Genomic DNA, 18,250 nt, shown 5'->3' on the forward strand with positions numbered 1-18,250 from the left:
TAGCCTTTTTTGACCACTCTCACCTTCCGTGGTCTCTCTGAAAAAAATCGGCTAGTACTTCGTCTATTCGCTGTGTTTATAACACGTTATTCAAATGATCAAGGGCTTTTTCTTTCCCTAATAATTCAACGGTATCTGGTAGTTCTGGTCCGTGGGTTTGGCCTGAGACCGCCACGCGGATCGGCATGAATAAATTCTTGCCTTTGATGCCTGTTTCTTTTTGGATCTCTTTGATGGCTGCTTTGACTGCCGCAGCCTCAACGACTGGCATCGCCTGTAATTTTTCTTTAAAGGCTGTCAAAACCGTCGGTACAGTTTCTCCTGCTAAGACTTCTTTGGCTGCATCATCTAATTCAGGGTGTTCTTCGAAGAACAATTCCGAAAGGTCGACGATTTGTGCCGCAAAACTCATTTGCGGTTGATACAGGGAAACGATTTTTTTCAACCAGGCAGCTTTTTCTTCGGTCAAAGTTTCTTCGATGCGACCGGCTTTTACCAAGTAAGGGACGCACATTGCCGTCAATTCATCCAGATCCATTTGTTTCATGTATTGGTTATTGACCCATTCCAACTTCTTGGCATCGAAGGCAGCTGGTGATTTGCTCAACCGTTCAGGATCAAAGATTTTGATCAATTCTTCTTGAGAGAAGATTTCTTCTTCCCCTACTGGTGACCAGCCTAAAAGTGCAATGAAGTTGAACATAGCGTCTGGTAGATAACCCAACTCACGGTATTGCTCGATGAATTGGAGAATCGATTCGTCCCGTTTGCTTAATTTTTTCCCGGTTTCGCTATTGATGATCAACGTCATATGCCCGAATTCTGGTGCTTGCCAGCCAAATGCTTCATAGATCATCAACTGTTTTGGTGTGTTGGCGATGTGGTCATCTCCACGCAGCACATGGGTGATTTTCATATGATGGTCATCGACTGCTACTGCAAAGTTGTAAGTCGGCATACCGTCACGTTTTTGGATGACAAAATCGCCACCGACATTATCTGATTCAAAAACGATCTCGCCTTTGACCATGTCGTGGAATTTGTATTCAGTATTGCGAGAGACACGGAAACGAATCACTGGTTTCAAGCCTTGTGCTTCTTTTTCGGCTTGCTCTTCTGGTGTTAAGTTGGCACATTTCCCTGCATAATGGGGCATTTCGCCACGAGCTCTTTGGCCTTCACGTTCGGCTTCCAATTCTTCTTCCGTACAATAACACTTATACGCACGATTGCTTGCAAGCAATTGATCGATCAGTGGTTGGTAGATATCGCCGCGTTCTGATTGACGATACGGACCGTATTCTCCTGGATTTTCAGGTGATTCGTCCCAATCCATTCCTAACCATTGCAAGTTTTCAAGCTGGCTTTTTTCACCATCTTCAATGTTTCTTTTTTGATCGGTGTCTTCGATTCGGATAATAAATTCACCGTCATTATGACGAGCAAACAAATAATTGAATAAAGCCGTCCGAGCATTCCCGATGTGTAAATGTCCTGTTGGACTTGGCGCGTAACGTACACGTACTTTTGTCATTGTTTTCCTCTTCCTTCATCTGATTTCCAAGCCAGCCAAGCTGCTTGGGGCTTATTGTTCAGTTTAGTGGGAAAGACCCGCGTAAAAAACAGAACCCTCAAGTTGAATTGTACAATCAATAACCCAATTAGTAAAGGCAGCTGGCATATTTTACGCCAGCTGCCTAGGATTATTTCTCTGATTTCGATCCTTCTTTGTTGTCGATGCCGCGACCAGAATGGGCTGGTTTGGCAAAAATCATCCGCCCAGCTGCCGTTTGCAAGGCGCTGGTGACGATCACTTCGATGTGTTCATTCATGTAATGCTGGCCATCTTCCACCACGACCATCGTCCCGTCATCTAGATAAGCGACCCCTTGCTGGCGCTCCGTGCCAGCTTTCACCACTAAGACGTGCATGCTTTCTCCTGGAATCACCACTGGTTTGACCGCATTGGCTAACGCATTGATATTCAAGACAGGCACATTTTGAAATTCAGAAACTTTGTTTAAATTGTAATCATTGGTCACGACGACACCATCCAGCATCTTCGCTAACTTGATCAGCTTGCTATCGACTTCGGAGATGTCTTCAAAATCGCCTTCATACATCTCAACTGCGATGCCTTCTTCTTTTTGCAAAGCATTCAAAATATCCAAGCCGCGGCGGCCCCGAACCCGTTTCAAACTATCGCCAGAATCTGCGATGTATTGCAATTCATACAAGACAAAATTCGGGATCAGCAAGACGCCTTCTAAAAAGCCCGTTTTAGCAATGTCATAGATCCGACCATCAATGATCACGCTGGTATCCAAAATTTTGTATTTGTGGAAATGGTCCGCGATTTTTCTTTCCAGCATCTGCTGTTCATCTTGCTCTTGGGGCTCTGCCTTTTTGTTTTTCGGGGCAAAGACTTTTTTCCATTCATCGATCCGTGTCGTCCCGATCTGAAAACCGAGATACCCTAACAGGACCATTACTAAGATTGGGGCGATCCCGTTGATAAAAGGAATATCCCAATTGTAAAAAGGAATCGACACGATCACACCGATCATCAGACCGATGATCGAACCAATTGCGCCAAACAAGAGATAGGTTAAGCTCAATTCACTTAGTTTTTCTTCAATTTTGCGAATACCGGCTGCAATATATTTCGCTAATAGTAAAGATAATAAAAAGAAAATAAGGGCTCCAAGCAAACTATTAGTGATGTTATTATTCAGCCATTCATTTTGGGTTTGCCCAATGGCTTGCCATGCGATAGGCATCAGTGAGATCCCCAGACTTGCTCCGGCAAGTACCATTAGTGCGGTAATGACTCGTTTCTGCATACATGTTCCTCCATACTCCAGTAGGTTTCTTTTGTTCAAAAATCCGTGCTGCCAGACAGGCTCCTTCCGCCAGTCAGCGGCTGTCGGTCGGTTGGTTCAAACGAATGAATCAGCAGCGTCAGGGCAAGAGGAGAGGCGATTGCCCCTTGCTCTTGCATTGACTCCACTTTAACGGAAGACTTTCCGCAAGGTTTCGGCTAAGGTAGACACGCCTTCGACTTCGATGCCTTTGGGCGGCTGCCAGCCAGTCAGATTATTTTTCGGCAAATAAACTTTCGTAAAACCTAGTTTTTGCACCTCTTTGACCCGTTGCTCGATCGCGTTGACTCGGCGAATCTCACCCGTCAAGCCAATTTCACCGATAAAACACTCCGTCGGGCTGGTGCCTTTTTCTTTGTAGCTAGACGCGATACTAACAGCGATCGCTAAATCGATCGCAGGTTCATTTAATTTGACCCCGCCGGCTGCTTTTAAGTAGGCATCTTGATTTTGCAGCAGCAAGCCTGCCCGTTTTTCTAAAACCGCCATGATCAGCGAGACGCGGTTGAAGTCTAGCCCCGTCGTCGTGCGTTTGGCATTGCCGAACATCGTTGGCGTGACCAGTGCTTGGATCTCCACCAAGATTGGCCGACTGCCTTCCATTGCTACTACGATCGCCGATCCAGTTGCGCCTTCTAAGCGTTCTTCCAAAAAGACTTGTGACGGATTGGCGACTTCTTTCAACCCGCCTTCTTCCATTTCAAAAATCCCGATCTCATTGGTGGACCCAAAGCGGTTTTTGACGGCCCGCAAAATTCGAAAACTATGGTGCTTTTCGCCTTCGAAATACAAGACGGTATCCACCATATGCTCCAGCATCCGCGGTCCTGCGATCGAGCCTTCCTTCGTCACGTGGCCAACGATAAAGATGGCGATGCCATTGGTTTTGGCGATTTTCAGCAATTCTGCGGTCGTTTCTCGCACTTGGCTGACACTGCCTGCCACGCTGGTGATATCCGGTTGGGTCATGGTTTGGATCGAATCGATGATCACATAATCTGGGCGGATGTTTTCGATCGCTTTACTGATCTCTGACATGTCCGTTTCCCCATAGAGATAAAATTCTGTGTCGATGGCGCCTAAGCGCTGCGCCCGCATTTTGATCTGCTCGGCACTTTCTTCTCCTGACACATACAAGACCGTCCCGCCGATCGCTGCTAATTGCTGGGAAACTTGCAAGAGCAGCGTCGATTTTCCGATCCCTGGATCCCCACCGATCAAAATCAAGGAGCCTGGGACCACGCCGCCACCTAAGACGCGATTCAACTCAGCGAGTTTCGTTTGGACTCGCGGTTCTTTTTTCGGTACGACATCGGCGATTTTCGTCGGCTGCATCTTTTGCCCCGTCAATGTCGTACGCACTCGACGATCGGCGGTTTCTTGGATCACTTCTTCCACCATTGAATTCCAGCTGCCGCAATTGGGGCATTTCCCTAAATATTTAGGGGAACTATACCCACAATTTTGACAGACAAATTGACTTTTTGCTTTTTTTGCCATTGATCTCCTCCACTACTTCTATCAAACAGACCCCCAGGCAGGATTTACTGATTCGAGGAGCCAAAGCCGCCGGTTCGGCTGGCAGTGGTTGTATCTTGATCAGCTTTTAAGAACGGCAAGAAAATTCCTTGGCCGATCCGTTCGCCTTTTTTAATGACGACATCTGTGGGGCCGAAATTGGTAAACTGAAACATGATATGCCCTTCATTATCTGGATTGTCATAGTAATCGCTGTCGATGACGCCGACACCATTCGTCAAGACTAAGAAACGTTTCAAAGGATTGCTGGAACGATTTGTCAGCTGCAAATACTCGTCTTCCCCCATATAGGCTTTGATCCCCGTGGGAATCAAGGTTGGCTTCAACTGTTTTGCGGTCTCTTTCGCAAAAAGCGCTTTGACCCCGTCGATCACGCCCGCTTTCCAAATGCTTGGCACCACGATTTCTTCCGCTGCTTCAAAGTCGTAACCAGCCGCATGATGGGTGGCACGTTGAGGCAAGGTGATGCTTTTTTCTTTATATGCTGTAATAATTTCAAATCCTCGTAATTTCATGGGTTCCTCCAATAATAAAACATATAGCTATTTTAGCATAGGAAGAACTATTTTCTTCATGGAAAACACAATTATCGAAAAGTCTTTACAATTTCTTCGTTTAAAAATAGACCAAAAAGAAAAAAGGACATGACGAAACGCCCGTTTGCGAGTACAATAGAAAAAATATCAAAAAATAGGCGGTGGCATATGCGCGCAGATCTTTCAAACAAAAACCGAATCGTTGTAAAAATCGGCACCAGCTCGTTGATTTATCCCAATGGTGCCATCAATCTAGCTGGCATCGATGAATTAGCCTTTGTCTTAGCAGCTTTGCAAAACCAAGGCAAAGAAATCATCTTAGTTTCTTCTGGTGCGATCGGTGTTGGCATGAACAAGTTGAATTTGAAAGAACGACCCGTGGAGATCCCGCAGCAGCAAGCCGTGGCCGCCGTTGGCCAATCGGAACTGATGACGATCTACAACCAGCGTTTTCAAAGCTATAGCCAGCAGACTGCACAGATCCTGCTGACCAGAGACATCATCGAATTTCCCCAAAGCCGTCAAAACGTTAGCAACACCTTAGAGCAATTACTTACGATGGGGATCATCCCGATCATTAATGAAAACGACACGGTAGCAGTGGATGAATTGGATCATCTCACCAAATTCGGCGACAATGACCAGCTGTCAGCGATCGTCGCTCAGTTGACGAAAGCCGAGCTTTTGATCATGCTTTCTGATATCGACGGCTTTTATTCCGCCAATCCGCTGAATGATCCTGAGGCCGTTTTGTATTCCGAGATCAATGAAATCACCCCAGAACTTTTAGAACAAGCTACGGGAAAAGGCAGTCCTTATGGAACCGGCGGTATGACCAGTAAACTAAAAGCCGCCCAACGTATCTTAGACTTGAACAGTCACATGCTGCTGGCTAACGGCAAGCAGCCGAAAATTATTTTTGACTTGCTCGCAGGGGAACCTGTCGGCACCCACTTTTATCAACGAACGGAGGATGAGCAATGAGCAACTTGCAAACGATCGGTCAACAAGCTCAAGCAAGCGCCCAGACATTAAGCTTACTGAGTGCCAGTGAAAAAAACCACCTACTGGCAGCGATGGCCGATGCTTTAGAAAAAGCTGCCGAGACGATTTTAGCTGCTAATCAACAAGATCTAGCCGCCGCAAAAGCCAAAGGAACCAGCCAGACGATGCTGGATCGACTGTTGCTGACAGAACAACGGATCATCGAGATGGCTAACGGCATCCGAGAAGTCGCCCAATTGCCCGACCCAATCGGTGCCGTGGATAAAATGTGGCGCAATGCTGACGATCTTTTGATTGGTCAACAACGAGTGCCTTTAGGGGTCATCGGCATCATCTACGAAGCCCGCCCTAATGTCACCACTGACGCAGCTAGTCTGTGTTTCAAATCAGGAAATGCCGTGATTTTGCGTGGTGGAAAGGAAGCCTTCCACTCCAATCAAGTCCTCGTGACTATTTTACAAGAGGCTTTAGCTGCCAATGGACACTCCCGCCATGCGATCCAGTTTATCGAAGACACGAGCCACGAAACAGCGGCTGAGCTGATGCGGCTGACAGATTACTTGGATGTTTTGATCCCTCGGGGAGGCGCCGGCTTGATTCGTCGTGTCAAAGAGACCGCCACGGTGCCAGTGATCGAAACCGGCACCGGCAACAATCATATCTACATCGACCAAGCAGCCCAGCTGCCGATGGCACTGGCGATCGTCACGAATGCAAAGACTCAACGCCCTTCTGTCTGCAATGCCATCGAAACGATCCTCGTCCATGAAGCAGTGGCAGCGGAGTTTTTGCCTATGGTAGAAAAGCAGTTTGCCGATCAAGTCGAATTGCGAGGGGATCAAAAAGCATTGGCGTTTTTGAACAATGCACAGCTTGCCACTGAAGAGGACTGGGCAACCGAGTTTTTAGACTATATCTTAGCGATCAAAGTGGTGGCTTCGCTAGAAGAAGCCATTGCTCACATCAATCGCTACAATACGAAGCACTCCGAAGCGATCATCACCGATGATTATTTCGCTTCCCAACGCTTCTTGAAAGAAGTTGATGCGGCGGCGGTTTACGTCAATGCCTCGACCCGTTTCACGGATGGCTTTATGTTTGGCTTTGGTGCCGAGATCGGCATCTCGACGCAAAAACTCCATGCCCGTGGGCCAATGGGGTTAGAAGCACTGACTTCTACCAAATACATTATTTATGGCGAAGGCCAGATCCGTAAGTAACGATACGAAAAAACAGCCACTTGCTGTCATGACTTCCAATAGTTAGACTAAAAAGCTAACTTTAAAAGGTCGGTACATGCGCAAGCGGCTTTTTTCGTCCTCTTATGCTTGTGCAGCCCGCAGAACGAAGGAAATCGGTTCGATGCCAAACAATTCTGTCAGCACTCGATTGGTTGTGGCAAAGACGTCAGCTTCGCAACTCTTTTTCGGACAAGAAATCGTCTGTCCTTTGCTGGAAAACGTATCCTGACGGCTGCCCTCTACGAAAATTACTTCTTGCGTTCCTTTTTGATAGATCAATCCTTCGTCTTCTTCTAATAATAAGCGCGTCTGCCACTGATTGATCTGGGCAATTGGCATCACTAATGCAGCAGCATCCAAGTTTTCTAACGAAAAACTACGACCATCCGGCAGCTGCAGCGTGAAGGTATTGAGTTCATAAGGCAAACAGGCATTGCACCCTCCTTCTGTGATGACTTGGCTCGTGAGAATTTCTGCATTCATTCTTTTTGACTCCTTTCATGATTCATTCATGTTTAGTTTATCACAAACCTATGGCGCACGGCGGAGCAATTATTCCGTCTTAAGTTGGATGTGTTTCTTTTTCTTTCTTGCTATGCTAGGGATAAGAAAAAAAGTCTAGGAGGAGTCACAATGAATACAGAAAGTTTATTAGGAAGAATCGTTACTGTCGTGGCAGTTTTAATCGCAGCATCCCTTGTTTTATCCGTTGTATTAGGCATTATTGGTGGGCTGATCGGATTGGTCTTCCGTTTCGGGATTCCTTTGCTGCTAGCCGTTTTGATCGTTCGCTGGTTAACATCGATTCGCCAAAAGCCAAGAAAATATTATCGTTAATTACAAGTAAATCAAAAACACCTGACGTTTGGAAAGTCAGGTGTTTTTTTATCGATCAGCCTAATGCTACATCTAAAACCATCATTAAGATAAAGCCTAGCATGACGCCAAAGACCGCAAAATGGCGGCGACTCGTCAAGGTTTGCTGCGCTTCTGGAATCAATTCTTCCACCACTACATAGATCATAGCACCCGCTGCAAAAGCCAACGCATACGGCAAGACAGCGGACATACTCGTTACTAGCAAAGCTCCGATCACACCGGCGATCGGTTCTACGATCCCTGACGCTTGCCCGTACATAAAGGCTTTGGTTCGGCTTAACCCTTCTTGGCGCAAGGGGATCGAAACGGCTGCGCCTTCTGGAAAATTTTGGATCCCGATCCCGATCGCTACCGAAAGCGCCGCTAAGATCGCTGCTCGCAGATCATCGGCACTAGCCGCCGCCCCAAACGCTACCCCTACCGCCAAGCCTTCTGGGATATTATGCAGCGTGATGGAAAAGACCAGCAAGATCGTTCGCTTCAAATGACTGGGCAAACCTTCTGTTTCATGATTCGGACCAAAATGCATATGCGGGAGCGTCTTATCTGCTGCATATAGAAACAAACCACCCAAACCAAACCCGATGCTGACCACAAGCCACGGAATGTCGCCATTTTCTTCGGCTCGTGCGATCGCAGGATCTAATAACGACCAGAAACTAGCAGCGATCATCACGCCAGAGGCAAACCCCAGCATCGTATTCAGGACATTTTTATTGATTTCTTTGAAGAAAAAGACTAGCGCTGCCCCAAGCGCCGTCATACCATACGTAAAGATTGTCCCCGCCAACGCTTGCTGCCATGGCGACAATCCAACCAACCAATCCACCATTCGTCTGCTCCTTTGTCTAACTATTCTACCAATACTCTAGCATAGGAAGCCGTCAGGTTCTACTAGGAAGGCAGCAGCAGCCAAAATTTTTCTTTCACCAGCCCTAAGCCTTTCCTGATGAAATCCTCGGCTTTACTTGAAAGTTTCAACATTCATCGCTATAATGCTAGGAGACTCCATGTCAATTTATATAAAGTGAGGAAAAGAATTGATTACAGTAAGTGATGTAAGTTTGCATTTTTCAGACCGCAAACTGTTTGATGATGTTAATATTAAGTTTACGCCTGGTAATTGTTATGGTTTGATTGGTGCAAATGGTGCTGGTAAATCAACTTTTTTAAAAATTTTATCTGGTGAGATCCAACCTTCAACCGGGAATGTGTCTTTAGGTCCTGATGAACGGATGGCTGTCTTGAAGCAGAACCACTATGATTACGAAGAGTTCCCAGTGATCGAAACGGTCATCATGGGCCATAAACGTCTCTACGAAGTGATGAAAGAAAAAGACGCGATTTACATGAAGGAAGACTTTTCTGATGAAGATGGGATTCGTGCCGCCGAACTAGAAGGCGAATTTGCGGAACTTGATGGCTGGGAAGCAGAGCCCGAAGCCGCTGTTCTTTTGCAAGGCTTGAACATTCCCGATGAATTGCATCATGTCTTGATGAAAGATCTAACTGCTGGTCAACGGGTGAAAGTCTTACTGGCACAAGCCCTTTTCGGTAAGCCAGACGTCTTGCTCCTAGATGAGCCTACCAACGGATTGGATATCCAATCTATCAACTGGTTAGAAGAGTTTCTGATCAACTTTGACAACACCGTCATCGTTGTTTCCCATGACCGCCACTTCTTAAATAAAGTTTGTACCCATATGGCCGATCTAGACTTCGGCAAAATCAAATTGTTTGTCGGCAACTATGATTTCTGGTTGGAATCAAGCCAATTAGCTGCGAAATTACAATCCCAATCAAATGCCAAAAAAGAAGAGCAGATCAAAGAACTGCAAGACTTTATCGCACGCTTTAGTGCCAATGCATCAAAATCCAAACAAGCAACATCTCGGAAAAAAATGTTGGATAAAATCACTCTTGATGATATTCAACCATCGTCTCGCCGTTACCCATTTGTCGGTTTTAAACCAGAACGTGAAATCGGGAATGACTTGCTGCAAGTCGACAATGTCAGTGTGACGATCGACGGCAAAAAGATTTTAGACAATATCTCTTTCACCTTGAACAAAGACGACAAAGTCGCTTTTGTTGCCAATAGCGATATCACCACCACAACGCTATTCAAAGTCATCATGGGGGAAATCACTCCTGATACAGGTAGTGTTCGTTGGGGCGTGACCACGCAGCATGCCTACTTGCCAAAAGATACGACCAGCGAATTTGATACGGATACCCCGATCGTTGATTGGTTGCGTCAATACGCAAGCAAAGAAGAAGACGACAATACCTTCTTGCGCAGCTTCCTAGGTCGCATGTTGTTCTCTGGTGACGAAGTATTAAAACCCGTCAATGTTCTTTCCGGGGGCGAAAAAGTTCGCTGCATGTTGTCGAAAATGATGCTTTCAAAAGCCAACGTATTGGTATTGGATGATCCAACCAATCACTTGGACTTAGAATCGATCACCGCATTAAACGATGGCTTGATGGCCTTCACCGGCTCATTGTTGTTTGCTTCTCATGACCACCAATTTATTCAAACCCTTGCGAACCGTATCATTGCGGTCTCTAGCAAAGGCGTGGTGGATCGTGCCGAAACGACCTACGATGAATTCTTAGAAAACAAAGATGTCCAAAAACGCGTAGCAGAAATGAATCAATAAGCTGCTTTTGAAAAAAAGAACGCTCCAGTTGCCCGCCACCAAGGCTGCAACTGGAGCGTTTCTTTTATTTTTCCTAGGTGCTTCGGGTATTTTTGGCAGGTTACGCTTGTTCTAAACGGGCTTTGCCGAATGAAAACAGCGCCAAGCAGCCGTAGCCGGTATGACTGGAGATCGTTGGACCTAATGGATAATGATGAATAATAATGTCAGGAATTTTTTCGGTCAAACGTTTGATGACTTTCTCCGCCGCTTCGGCATCGCCAGCATTGGCAAAATAAACCGTATTGGTTTTTGATTCGTGAAGATTGGCGATGGTTTGATCTACGATTTTTTGGATCGCTTTGTTGCGTCCCCGCACTCGATCAACGCTGCGTAATTTTCCCGCAGTATCGACGGTAATAATTGGTTTCACGTTCAGCAATCCGCCGATCGCTGCCGCTGTTTTAGAGATTCTGCCGCCGCGTTCCAATTGTTTTAAATCGTCGACGGTGACCCATGAATCTAAACGCAGTTTGTTTTCTTCTACCCATTGGCTGACTTCCAGCAACGAACGTCCTTGGGCTTTTTGTTGGGCTGCTTCAGCCACTAAGAAGCCTTCGCCTAAACTCGCAGAGCGCGTATCGATCAAGGTGATCGCAACTTCTTTGTATTCTTCTTTTAGTAAGGCTACGGCTTGGACGGCACTTTGGAATGAGCCGCTCATTCCTGAAGAAAAACCTAAATAAAGGATCGGTGTGCCCGCTTCGACATACGGCCGAAAATACTCCATATAACGTCCGACATTGATTTGAGAAGTTGTCGGCTGCGCATGTTCTTTTAGTTTTCCTAAAAACCATTCCGTATCAAATTCTTTGCCCATATCATCGATATATTCTTTGCCGTCTAATTCGATCAGCATCGGAATATACGCAACATTTAGCTCCGCTAATCTTGCTGCTGGTAAATCACAGCAGGAATCTGTCATGATTTGAAACATGGTTTCACCCCTCTCGTTACCCCCTATTATAGCAAAAAAAGAACAAGACAGAAGAAATTCTCATCAAAAGCAGCCAAACTTATCGTTGACTGCTTTTGACACAGGAGTTCTTCGTCTTGTTCTGAAGCTTTTGCGTCAGATTAGATTTGCGCCCAAACACTTTCTAAGATGTTGGTTTGGCTGCGGTCTGGTCCTACCGAGAAGGTCGAAATGCGGACACCGACTAATTCAGAGATGCGGTGAACGTAATTGCGTGCATTTTCTGGCAAATCTGCTAATGTTTTGCAGCCAGTAATGTCTTCAGACCAGCCAGGAAGTTCTTCGTAGACTGGTTTGCAGCGGTTCAACTCTTTCAAGCTTGCTGGGTAATGATAGATCAATTCGCCGTCTAGTTCATAAGCCGTACAGATCTTCACGGTTTCTAAGCCGCTCAAGACATCGATCGAGTTAAGGGATAGGTTCGTGATCCCTGAAACACGTTTTGAATGGCGCATCACGACGGTATCAAACCAGCCCACACGGCGAGGACGTCCTGTCGTTGTTCCGTATTCACGACCGATCTTACGAATTTGTTCACCTGTTTCATCAAACAGTTCCGTTGGGAAAGGACCATCTCCTACCCGAGAGGTGTAAGCTTTGCAGACACCAACGACTTTGTTGATTTTTGAAGGACCCACACCACTACCAATAGTGACTCCCCCAGCAACGGGGTTGGATGATGTCACGAAAGGATAGGTTCCTTGGTCGATATCCAGCATCACGCCTTGTGCCCCTTCAAATAAAACCCGTTTGCCTTCATCTAAGGCATCGTTAAGGATCACCGAAGTATCCGTCACATATTTTTTGATTTGTTGGCCATATTCGTAATACTCTTCAAAAATGTCTTCAAAAGCGATTGGCTCTGCGTCAAACATTTTCACGAATTGACGATTTTTTTCTTCTAAGTTGATACGCAGACGTTCTTCAAAAATTTCTTTGTCTAAAAGATCAGCGATCCGAATGCCGACTCTGGCAGCTTTATCCATATAGGCTGGTCCGATCCCTTTGATCGTGGTACCGATCTTGTTGTCACCTTTGGCATCTTCTTGCAGCTGATCCAAATGGATATGGTAAGGTAAAATAACATGTGCACGATCAGAAATCTTTAAGTTTTCTGTTATTATATTGTTTTCTTTCAAGTATGCTAATTCTTTAACTAATGATTTCGGGTTCACAACGACCCCGTTTCCAATGACACTGATTTTATCTGCATAAAAGATCCCAGAAGGAATCAAATGCAGTTTATAGGTCACACCGTCAAATTTAATCGTATGGCCGGCATTGTCTCCACCTTGATAACGTGCAATGACTTCCGCGTTTTCACTCAAAAAGTCCGTAATCTTTCCTTTACCTTCATCGCCCCATTGTGTACCTACTACTACTACAGATGACATATAATGACCTCTTTCTTTAATTAGTGCATTCCTTAAGTATTGTAACAAGATTCGCAAGCTCTTTCAATCTAAAATCGAATAATCGTTTTAAATTCTCATTTTTCAGGGGTAAAAAACGAACTATTTTCTTTGGAATAATTATTTATACACGTAAAAACGAATAAAGTCGGCACATAAAAAAAGCCCTACTGCCATCAGCGCAATGCAGACGGCAGCAGGAGCCTTGGTTTCTCACATCGTTGGTGTCTTACCCGAACTCTTCTCGTGGCGAGACCGAGGAGAATTTATTGTATTCTTTGATGAATAGAAGTTCGACGGTCCCTCGGGCACCACTCCGGTTTTTCTCAATAATGACTTCGATCACATTGTTGTTTTGTTGTTCTTCTGGTTCATCGTCATCGTCGCCTTCACTGCGGTAGTAGTCATCCCGATACAAGAAAGCAACGATATCGGCATCCTGCTCGATCGATCCTGATTCCCGGATATCACTTAAAACAGGACGTTTGTCTTGTCGCTGTTCCACACCCCGAGAAAGCTGAGACAATGCGATCACCGGCACTTTCAATTCCTTCGCCAGTTTCTTTAATTGGCGAGAGATCTCAGAGACTTCTTGTTGGCGGTTTTCGCGACCCGTTCCTTCAATCAGCTGCAAGTAGTCGATCAAAATCAAGCCGAGATTGCCTTTTTCTTGCGCCAGTTTCCGACAACGTGCCCGAATCTCAGAGATCTTGATCCCAGGGGTATCATCGATATAGATATTGGCGTTAGAAAGACTGCCCATGGCAACGATCAAATTGCGCCACTCTTCTTCTGAGAGCTGCCCCGTCCGCAAGTGACTGGCCTCAATCGAGCCTTCCGCACACAGCATCCGATTGACCAATGATTCAGCCCCCATTTCCAGACTAAAGATCGCTACGGAACGATCGGTTTTCGTTCCGACATTTTGCGCGATATTCAAGGCAAACGCGGTTTTCCCTACCGCGGGGCGGGCAGCGAGAATAATCAGCTCTTCTTTTTGCAGCCCCGCCGTCATTTTGTCTAAAGCCGCATAACCCGTAGGTAATCCGGTGATTTCTTCATTGTTTTGCGCCAACTGATCGATCGTTTCGATCGTCCGATTCAAGACTTCCGCTATCGATTGGAAGCCATTGCTATTGCGCTTTTCGGATACTTCTAAAATACTTTTTTCTGCTTGATCAATGATCGACTGCACATCTTCATCTTGTTCAAAGCCTTTGGTTACGATGCGGCTCGCTGTTTGGATCAGATTGCGTAACGTGGCTTTGTCGTCAACGATCTTCGCATAATAAGCAATACTTGCTGCTGATGGTGAAGCTTGACTCAATTCAGTCAGATACGTCAGGCCGCCAACATCTTCAAGACTGTTGCTTTTTTCAATTTCTGCTTTCAACGTAATCAAGTCGATCGATTCACTACGGTCGTTCAACTGGATCATTGCTTGAAAAATTATTTGATGGCTGCGGCGATAAAAATCTTCTGGGGCGATTACTTCCATTGCATCGATGATCGCATCGGCATCTAAAAAGACTGCCCCTAGGACCGCTTGTTCCGCTTCAATATCTTGTGGGGGAACTTGATTTTGCCAAACTTCATTCATGCCATTCGCTCCTTCGTCCATTCATTCTACAAGATTCCCATCCAAAGTACAAGATTGCTTGGACGTTTGCCGAAAAAAACCCCAACATGTGACTGTTGGGAGTAATGCTTATTCTTGGATGGTATGAACATTGATCGTTGCCGTTACTTGTGGGTGCAATTTTACAGGTACTTGCGTAAAGCCTAATGCACGGATCGGCTGATCCAATTCGATTTTGCGTTTGTCGATCTTTATTTTGTATTGCTTGTTCAAGGCATCTGCGATTTGTTTTGATGGGATCGAACCGAACAAACGGCCATCTTCCCCTGCTTTGGCATTGATTTTCACAACGGTTTCTTCCTTTTCAAGAAGTGCTTTTAACTCTTTCGCTTCTGCTAAGACTTCTGCGTCTTGTTTTTCTTTGGCTTTTTGTTTGCCTTTTAATTCTGCCATGCTTTCATTGTTGGCAGGTTTGGCTAAGTTGTTTTTGATCAGAAAGTTTTGTGCGTAGCCATTAGGGACTTCCTTGATATCGCCTTTTTTGCCTTTGCCTTTGACATCTTGTAAGAAAATAACTTTCATCTTGGTCACTCCTTGTTATTGTTCATTTTTCGTTAATTCCGCTCGCAGCTGGTTTTCTACATCACCAATGCTGCTGTTCTTTATTTGCGTGGCTGCGTTGGTAAAATGTCCGCCGCCGCCTAATGCCTCCATCAAGGTTTGTACATTGACTTTACCAGTGCTTCTAGCACTGATACCGATCAAATCTCCTGGTTGTTTCGTAATGACAAATGCGGCATGGATCCCATTGATCGATAGCAGAGTATCGGCCGCTTTCGCAACGGTGACACTATCGTACACCCGATCTTCATCCGCTGCAGCAATCACGATATCTTCTCGGAAATGCTGGCTGCGAGAAACCAGTTCACTGATCATCAAATAGGAATCGAGATCCGTACTCAACATGTATTGAACCAATGACGTATCTGCGCCTTGGTTTTTCAAATAACCAGCAATATCAAAGGTCCGACCAGTGGTTCGCACCGTGAAGTTCTTCGTATCCACGTAGATGCCCGCTAATAAAGAAGTCGTAATAAATTTCGGGACTTGCGATCTGCGAGAAGCACGATACTGGATTAATTCTGCTACCAGTTCCGATGCCGAAGACGCGGAAGATTCAATATACGTCAATAGTGGCTTATCGGGAAACTCATCCCCGCGACGATGGTGATCGATCACTGCGATTTTGTCAAATTCATCATAGACCGCTTGCGAGATCGACATCGACGGCTTATGGTAATCTACCATCACTAGCACACTTTCTTCATTTGATAAATTAACTGCTTCTTCCCCAGTGATCACAAATCGTTCCAGCTCGGGGTATTTTTTCAATTCTTCCAATGCCCGTTGAATGTCTGCGGTGATCTCTTTTGGATTTAAAATGATGTAGCATTCTTTGTCGCTCATCATCGCCATGTAAGCCACCCCAAAAGCCGAACCTAAGGCATCCATGTCTGGGTAACGATGACCCATGATAAAGATCCGCTGGTTTTCAGCAAAAATCTTTCTCAACGCCGTACTCATGGCACGAGAACGAACACGCGTTCTCTTGGGTGTGCCGTCTGTATTGCCACCAAAGAATTGCGGTTTTGCTTCTTCTTTGGCTTCTTTTAAAACGACTTGATCACCGCCGCGAACTAACGCAATGTCGAGATTGTTTTGTGCCACTTCCCCGATCTCTTCAAAAGACTCTTCCCCATAGGAGATCCCCATACTGATCGTTAATGGCAGATCATTTTTTTCCGCAACTTGCCGTACTCTAGTCAAAAATTGGAATTTTTCTTCCTTCATCCGCTCAATATCTGAATACTTCGCGACGAAAAGAAACCGCTCGGAATTGATTCGTTTGTAAAAAACATGATTCTCACTTGCCCAATCAGAAATCAATGTCGTGATCAGCGAGTTCAAATAAGAAACTTGTTTGTCGTCTTTTTTCTCAATCAAATCATCGTAATTATCAATTGAAATCAACCCAATTGCTGCCATCTTTTTTACCCCTCAATGTATCATTCCATTTTTTTGAAGCTTTGTTCCTTATTTTACCACAAAACAATCAAATAGGCGATTGATGCAAAAAAGTTCCACGTGAAACTTTTTTGGTGAACCAACTAGGAAAAAATTTCTATCATTCGTTATTCTATCTATATATAAAATAACAAGTTACTCTTCGATGGATAAAAAAATTGACAAGCTTCAAAAGAAACTTGTCAATAAAAATCATTCGATTTATTCTTCGCCTACGAATGGAAGTAATCCCATGATACGCGCACGTTTGATTGCAATGGTAAGTTTGCGTTGGTTTTTCGCACCAGTACCAGTTACACGACGTGGTAAGATTTTACCGCGTTCTGAAATGAAACGTTTTAGTAATTCAATATCTTTATAATCGATATGTTCAATATGGTTTGCAGCAATGTAGTCTACTTTACGACGTTTGCGTCCGCCTCTTCTTTGTTGTGCCATCCTATTTCCCTCCTATCAATTTCTTAGAATGGTAAATCATCGTCTGAAATGTCGATTGATGAGTTTCCGAATGGATCGGAGTTGTCTCGATCAAAATTAGGCATTCCTGATGGTTGAGAGGATTGAGTTTGATTTGAGTTATTGTTACCAAATCCAGAAGAACTGTTTGAGTTATACGTATTGTTACTGCCAGATCCGCTATCAGTTGTGCGTCTTTGCTCGGAAGCATTCCGCGACTCTAATAATTGGAAGTTGTCAGCAACGACTTCTGTTACATAAACACGTTGGCCTTGTTGGTTGTCGTATGAACGGGTTTGAATACGTCCAGTAACCCCTAATAAAGTTCCTTTGCGTGCATAGTTTGCTAATGTTTCCGCTGGTTTTCTCCAAATAACACAGTTGATGAAATCAGCTTCGCGCTCTCCACTTTGGTTGGTAAAATTGCGGTTTACCGCCAAGGTAAAGGTTGCGACACCAGTGCCATTAGAAGTGTAACGTAAATCAGGATCTTTGGTTAGTCTTCCTACTAGTACAACATTATTAATCAAAGTTCATCATCTCCTCATCGCTTTTGTTTCATGTGAAACAATATTATGCTTCTTCTTTGACAATCATGTGACGGATAATGTCATCATTGATTTTCGCAAGACGGTCAAACTCGTTGATTGCACTTGCAGTTGTTGAAGAAGAAACTTTAACGATGTGATAGATACCCTCACGGAATCCATCCATTTCATACGCTAGACGGCGTTTTTGCCAATCTTTTGATTCGATAACTTCAGCGCCGTTATCAGTTAAGATTGAGTCAAAACGAGCGATCAATGCGGCTTTTGCTTCTTCATCAATGTTTGGACGAATGATATATAGAATCTCATATTTCGTGTTTTCCATTGATTTTTCACCTCCCTGTGGACTTTGGCCCCTAGTTTTCTAGGAGCAGAGAGAGTGGTCTAATTAGACTACTCACAAATAATTA

General features: G+C 44.9%; 18 protein-coding genes and 1 other annotated feature (1 of these 19 only partly in view). Of the genes, 4 read left to right on the forward strand and 14 right to left on the reverse strand.

Going from position 1 to position 18,250, the window contains the following annotated elements; genetic code table 11:
- Window positions 1-80, reverse strand: a binding site (T-box leader) (it extends 119 nt beyond the left edge of the window).
- The 4 genes from gltX to IGI96_RS07070 form a co-directional block, all read right to left on the reverse strand.
- Window positions 77-1,534: a glutamate--tRNA ligase gene (gltX, locus tag IGI96_RS07055; protein WP_016608945.1), complete on the reverse strand. Its 1,458-nt coding sequence runs from the start codon at window positions 1,532-1,534 to the stop codon at window positions 77-79. Its footprint overlaps the feature before it by 4 nt.
- A gap of 169 nt (window positions 1,535-1,703) precedes the next feature.
- Window positions 1,704-2,843: a PIN/TRAM domain-containing protein gene (locus IGI96_RS07060; RefSeq protein WP_005226396.1), complete on the reverse strand. Its 1,140-nt coding sequence runs from the start codon at window positions 2,841-2,843 to the stop codon at window positions 1,704-1,706.
- 168 nt (window positions 2,844-3,011) lie between these two features.
- A complete protein-coding gene (radA, locus tag IGI96_RS07065; protein ID WP_005226394.1) occupies window positions 3,012-4,382 on the reverse strand; it encodes a DNA repair protein RadA in 1,371 nt (456 codons plus the stop codon).
- Window positions 4,383-4,426: 44 nt separating this feature from the next.
- Entirely contained in the window at window positions 4,427-4,936 is a 510-nt protein-coding gene (locus IGI96_RS07070) for a hypothetical protein (protein ID WP_010748479.1), read from the reverse strand.
- A gap of 189 nt (window positions 4,937-5,125) precedes the next feature.
- Between IGI96_RS07070 and proB the strand changes: the two genes are divergently transcribed.
- On the forward strand, window positions 5,126-5,941 hold the full coding sequence (gene proB / locus IGI96_RS07075; RefSeq protein ID WP_005226390.1) for a glutamate 5-kinase: 816 nt from the start codon (window positions 5,126-5,128) through the stop codon (window positions 5,939-5,941).
- The gene (locus tag IGI96_RS07080) at window positions 5,938-7,182 is read left to right on the forward strand and encodes a glutamate-5-semialdehyde dehydrogenase (protein WP_086338858.1); all 1,245 of its coding nucleotides are present in this window, start codon (window positions 5,938-5,940) and stop codon (window positions 7,180-7,182) included. Before proB ends, IGI96_RS07080 begins: the two co-directional genes overlap by 4 nt.
- 102 nt (window positions 7,183-7,284) lie before the next feature.
- Here the strand turns inward: IGI96_RS07080 and IGI96_RS07085 are convergent, their stop codons facing one another.
- Complete coding sequence (locus IGI96_RS07085; protein WP_010748477.1) at window positions 7,285-7,686, reverse strand: DUF4809 family protein; 402 nt, start codon at window positions 7,684-7,686, stop codon at window positions 7,285-7,287.
- 150 nt (window positions 7,687-7,836) lie between these two features.
- Between IGI96_RS07085 and IGI96_RS07090 the strand changes: the two genes are divergently transcribed.
- Window positions 7,837-8,040 (forward strand): hypothetical protein, encoded by a 204-nt coding sequence (locus tag IGI96_RS07090; protein ID WP_010748476.1) that lies wholly within the window; start codon window positions 7,837-7,839, stop codon window positions 8,038-8,040.
- Between the two features lie 55 nt (window positions 8,041-8,095).
- On the opposite strand, the gene IGI96_RS07095 is transcribed toward IGI96_RS07090, so the two are convergent.
- Window positions 8,096-8,914: a ZIP family metal transporter gene (locus IGI96_RS07095; protein WP_438784971.1), complete on the reverse strand. Its 819-nt coding sequence runs from the start codon at window positions 8,912-8,914 to the stop codon at window positions 8,096-8,098.
- A 208-nt stretch (window positions 8,915-9,122) separates the two neighbouring features.
- Here IGI96_RS07095 and IGI96_RS07100 point away from each other — a divergent pair, with 208 nt between their 5' ends.
- Entirely contained in the window at window positions 9,123-10,745 is a 1,623-nt protein-coding gene (locus IGI96_RS07100) for an ABC-F family ATP-binding cassette domain-containing protein (RefSeq protein WP_005226380.1), read from the forward strand.
- 100 nt (window positions 10,746-10,845) lie between these two features.
- Here the strand turns inward: IGI96_RS07100 and IGI96_RS07105 are convergent, their stop codons facing one another.
- From IGI96_RS07105 to rpsF, 8 genes are all read right to left on the reverse strand, one after another.
- Window positions 10,846-11,721 carry a DegV family protein gene (locus tag IGI96_RS07105; protein ID WP_016608936.1) on the reverse strand — a complete coding sequence of 292 codons (876 nt, stop codon included), beginning with the start codon at window positions 11,719-11,721 and terminating at the stop codon, window positions 10,846-10,848.
- A 140-nt stretch (window positions 11,722-11,861) separates the two neighbouring features.
- Window positions 11,862-13,154 (reverse strand): adenylosuccinate synthase, encoded by a 1,293-nt coding sequence (locus IGI96_RS07110; RefSeq protein WP_005232916.1) that lies wholly within the window; start codon window positions 13,152-13,154, stop codon window positions 11,862-11,864.
- Between the two features lie 247 nt (window positions 13,155-13,401).
- Window positions 13,402-14,772 (reverse strand): replicative DNA helicase, encoded by a 1,371-nt coding sequence (gene dnaB / locus IGI96_RS07115; RefSeq protein ID WP_005226374.1) that lies wholly within the window; start codon window positions 14,770-14,772, stop codon window positions 13,402-13,404.
- Window positions 14,773-14,880: 108 nt separating this feature from the next.
- Window positions 14,881-15,333 carry a 50S ribosomal protein L9 gene (gene rplI, locus IGI96_RS07120; protein WP_005226371.1) on the reverse strand — a complete coding sequence of 151 codons (453 nt, stop codon included), beginning with the start codon at window positions 15,331-15,333 and terminating at the stop codon, window positions 14,881-14,883.
- A 15-nt stretch (window positions 15,334-15,348) separates the two neighbouring features.
- Complete coding sequence (locus tag IGI96_RS07125) at window positions 15,349-16,797, reverse strand: DHH family phosphoesterase (RefSeq protein WP_015508681.1); 1,449 nt, start codon at window positions 16,795-16,797, stop codon at window positions 15,349-15,351.
- 240 nt (window positions 16,798-17,037) lie between these two features.
- Window positions 17,038-17,274, reverse strand: coding sequence for a 30S ribosomal protein S18 (rpsR, locus tag IGI96_RS07130; RefSeq protein ID WP_005226367.1), 237 nt, complete (start codon window positions 17,272-17,274; stop codon window positions 17,038-17,040).
- 23 nt (window positions 17,275-17,297) lie between these two features.
- Window positions 17,298-17,822 carry a single-stranded DNA-binding protein gene (gene ssb, locus IGI96_RS07135; protein WP_005226365.1) on the reverse strand — a complete coding sequence of 175 codons (525 nt, stop codon included), beginning with the start codon at window positions 17,820-17,822 and terminating at the stop codon, window positions 17,298-17,300.
- A 43-nt stretch (window positions 17,823-17,865) separates the two neighbouring features.
- Window positions 17,866-18,165 carry a 30S ribosomal protein S6 gene (gene rpsF, locus IGI96_RS07140; protein WP_005226363.1) on the reverse strand — a complete coding sequence of 100 codons (300 nt, stop codon included), beginning with the start codon at window positions 18,163-18,165 and terminating at the stop codon, window positions 17,866-17,868.
- Window positions 18,166-18,250 lie beyond the last annotated feature (85 nt).

It is taken from the genome of Enterococcus sp. DIV0421, assembly GCF_051713745.1.
Classification (GTDB): domain Bacteria; phylum Bacillota; class Bacilli; order Lactobacillales; family Enterococcaceae; genus Enterococcus_D; species Enterococcus_D casseliflavus.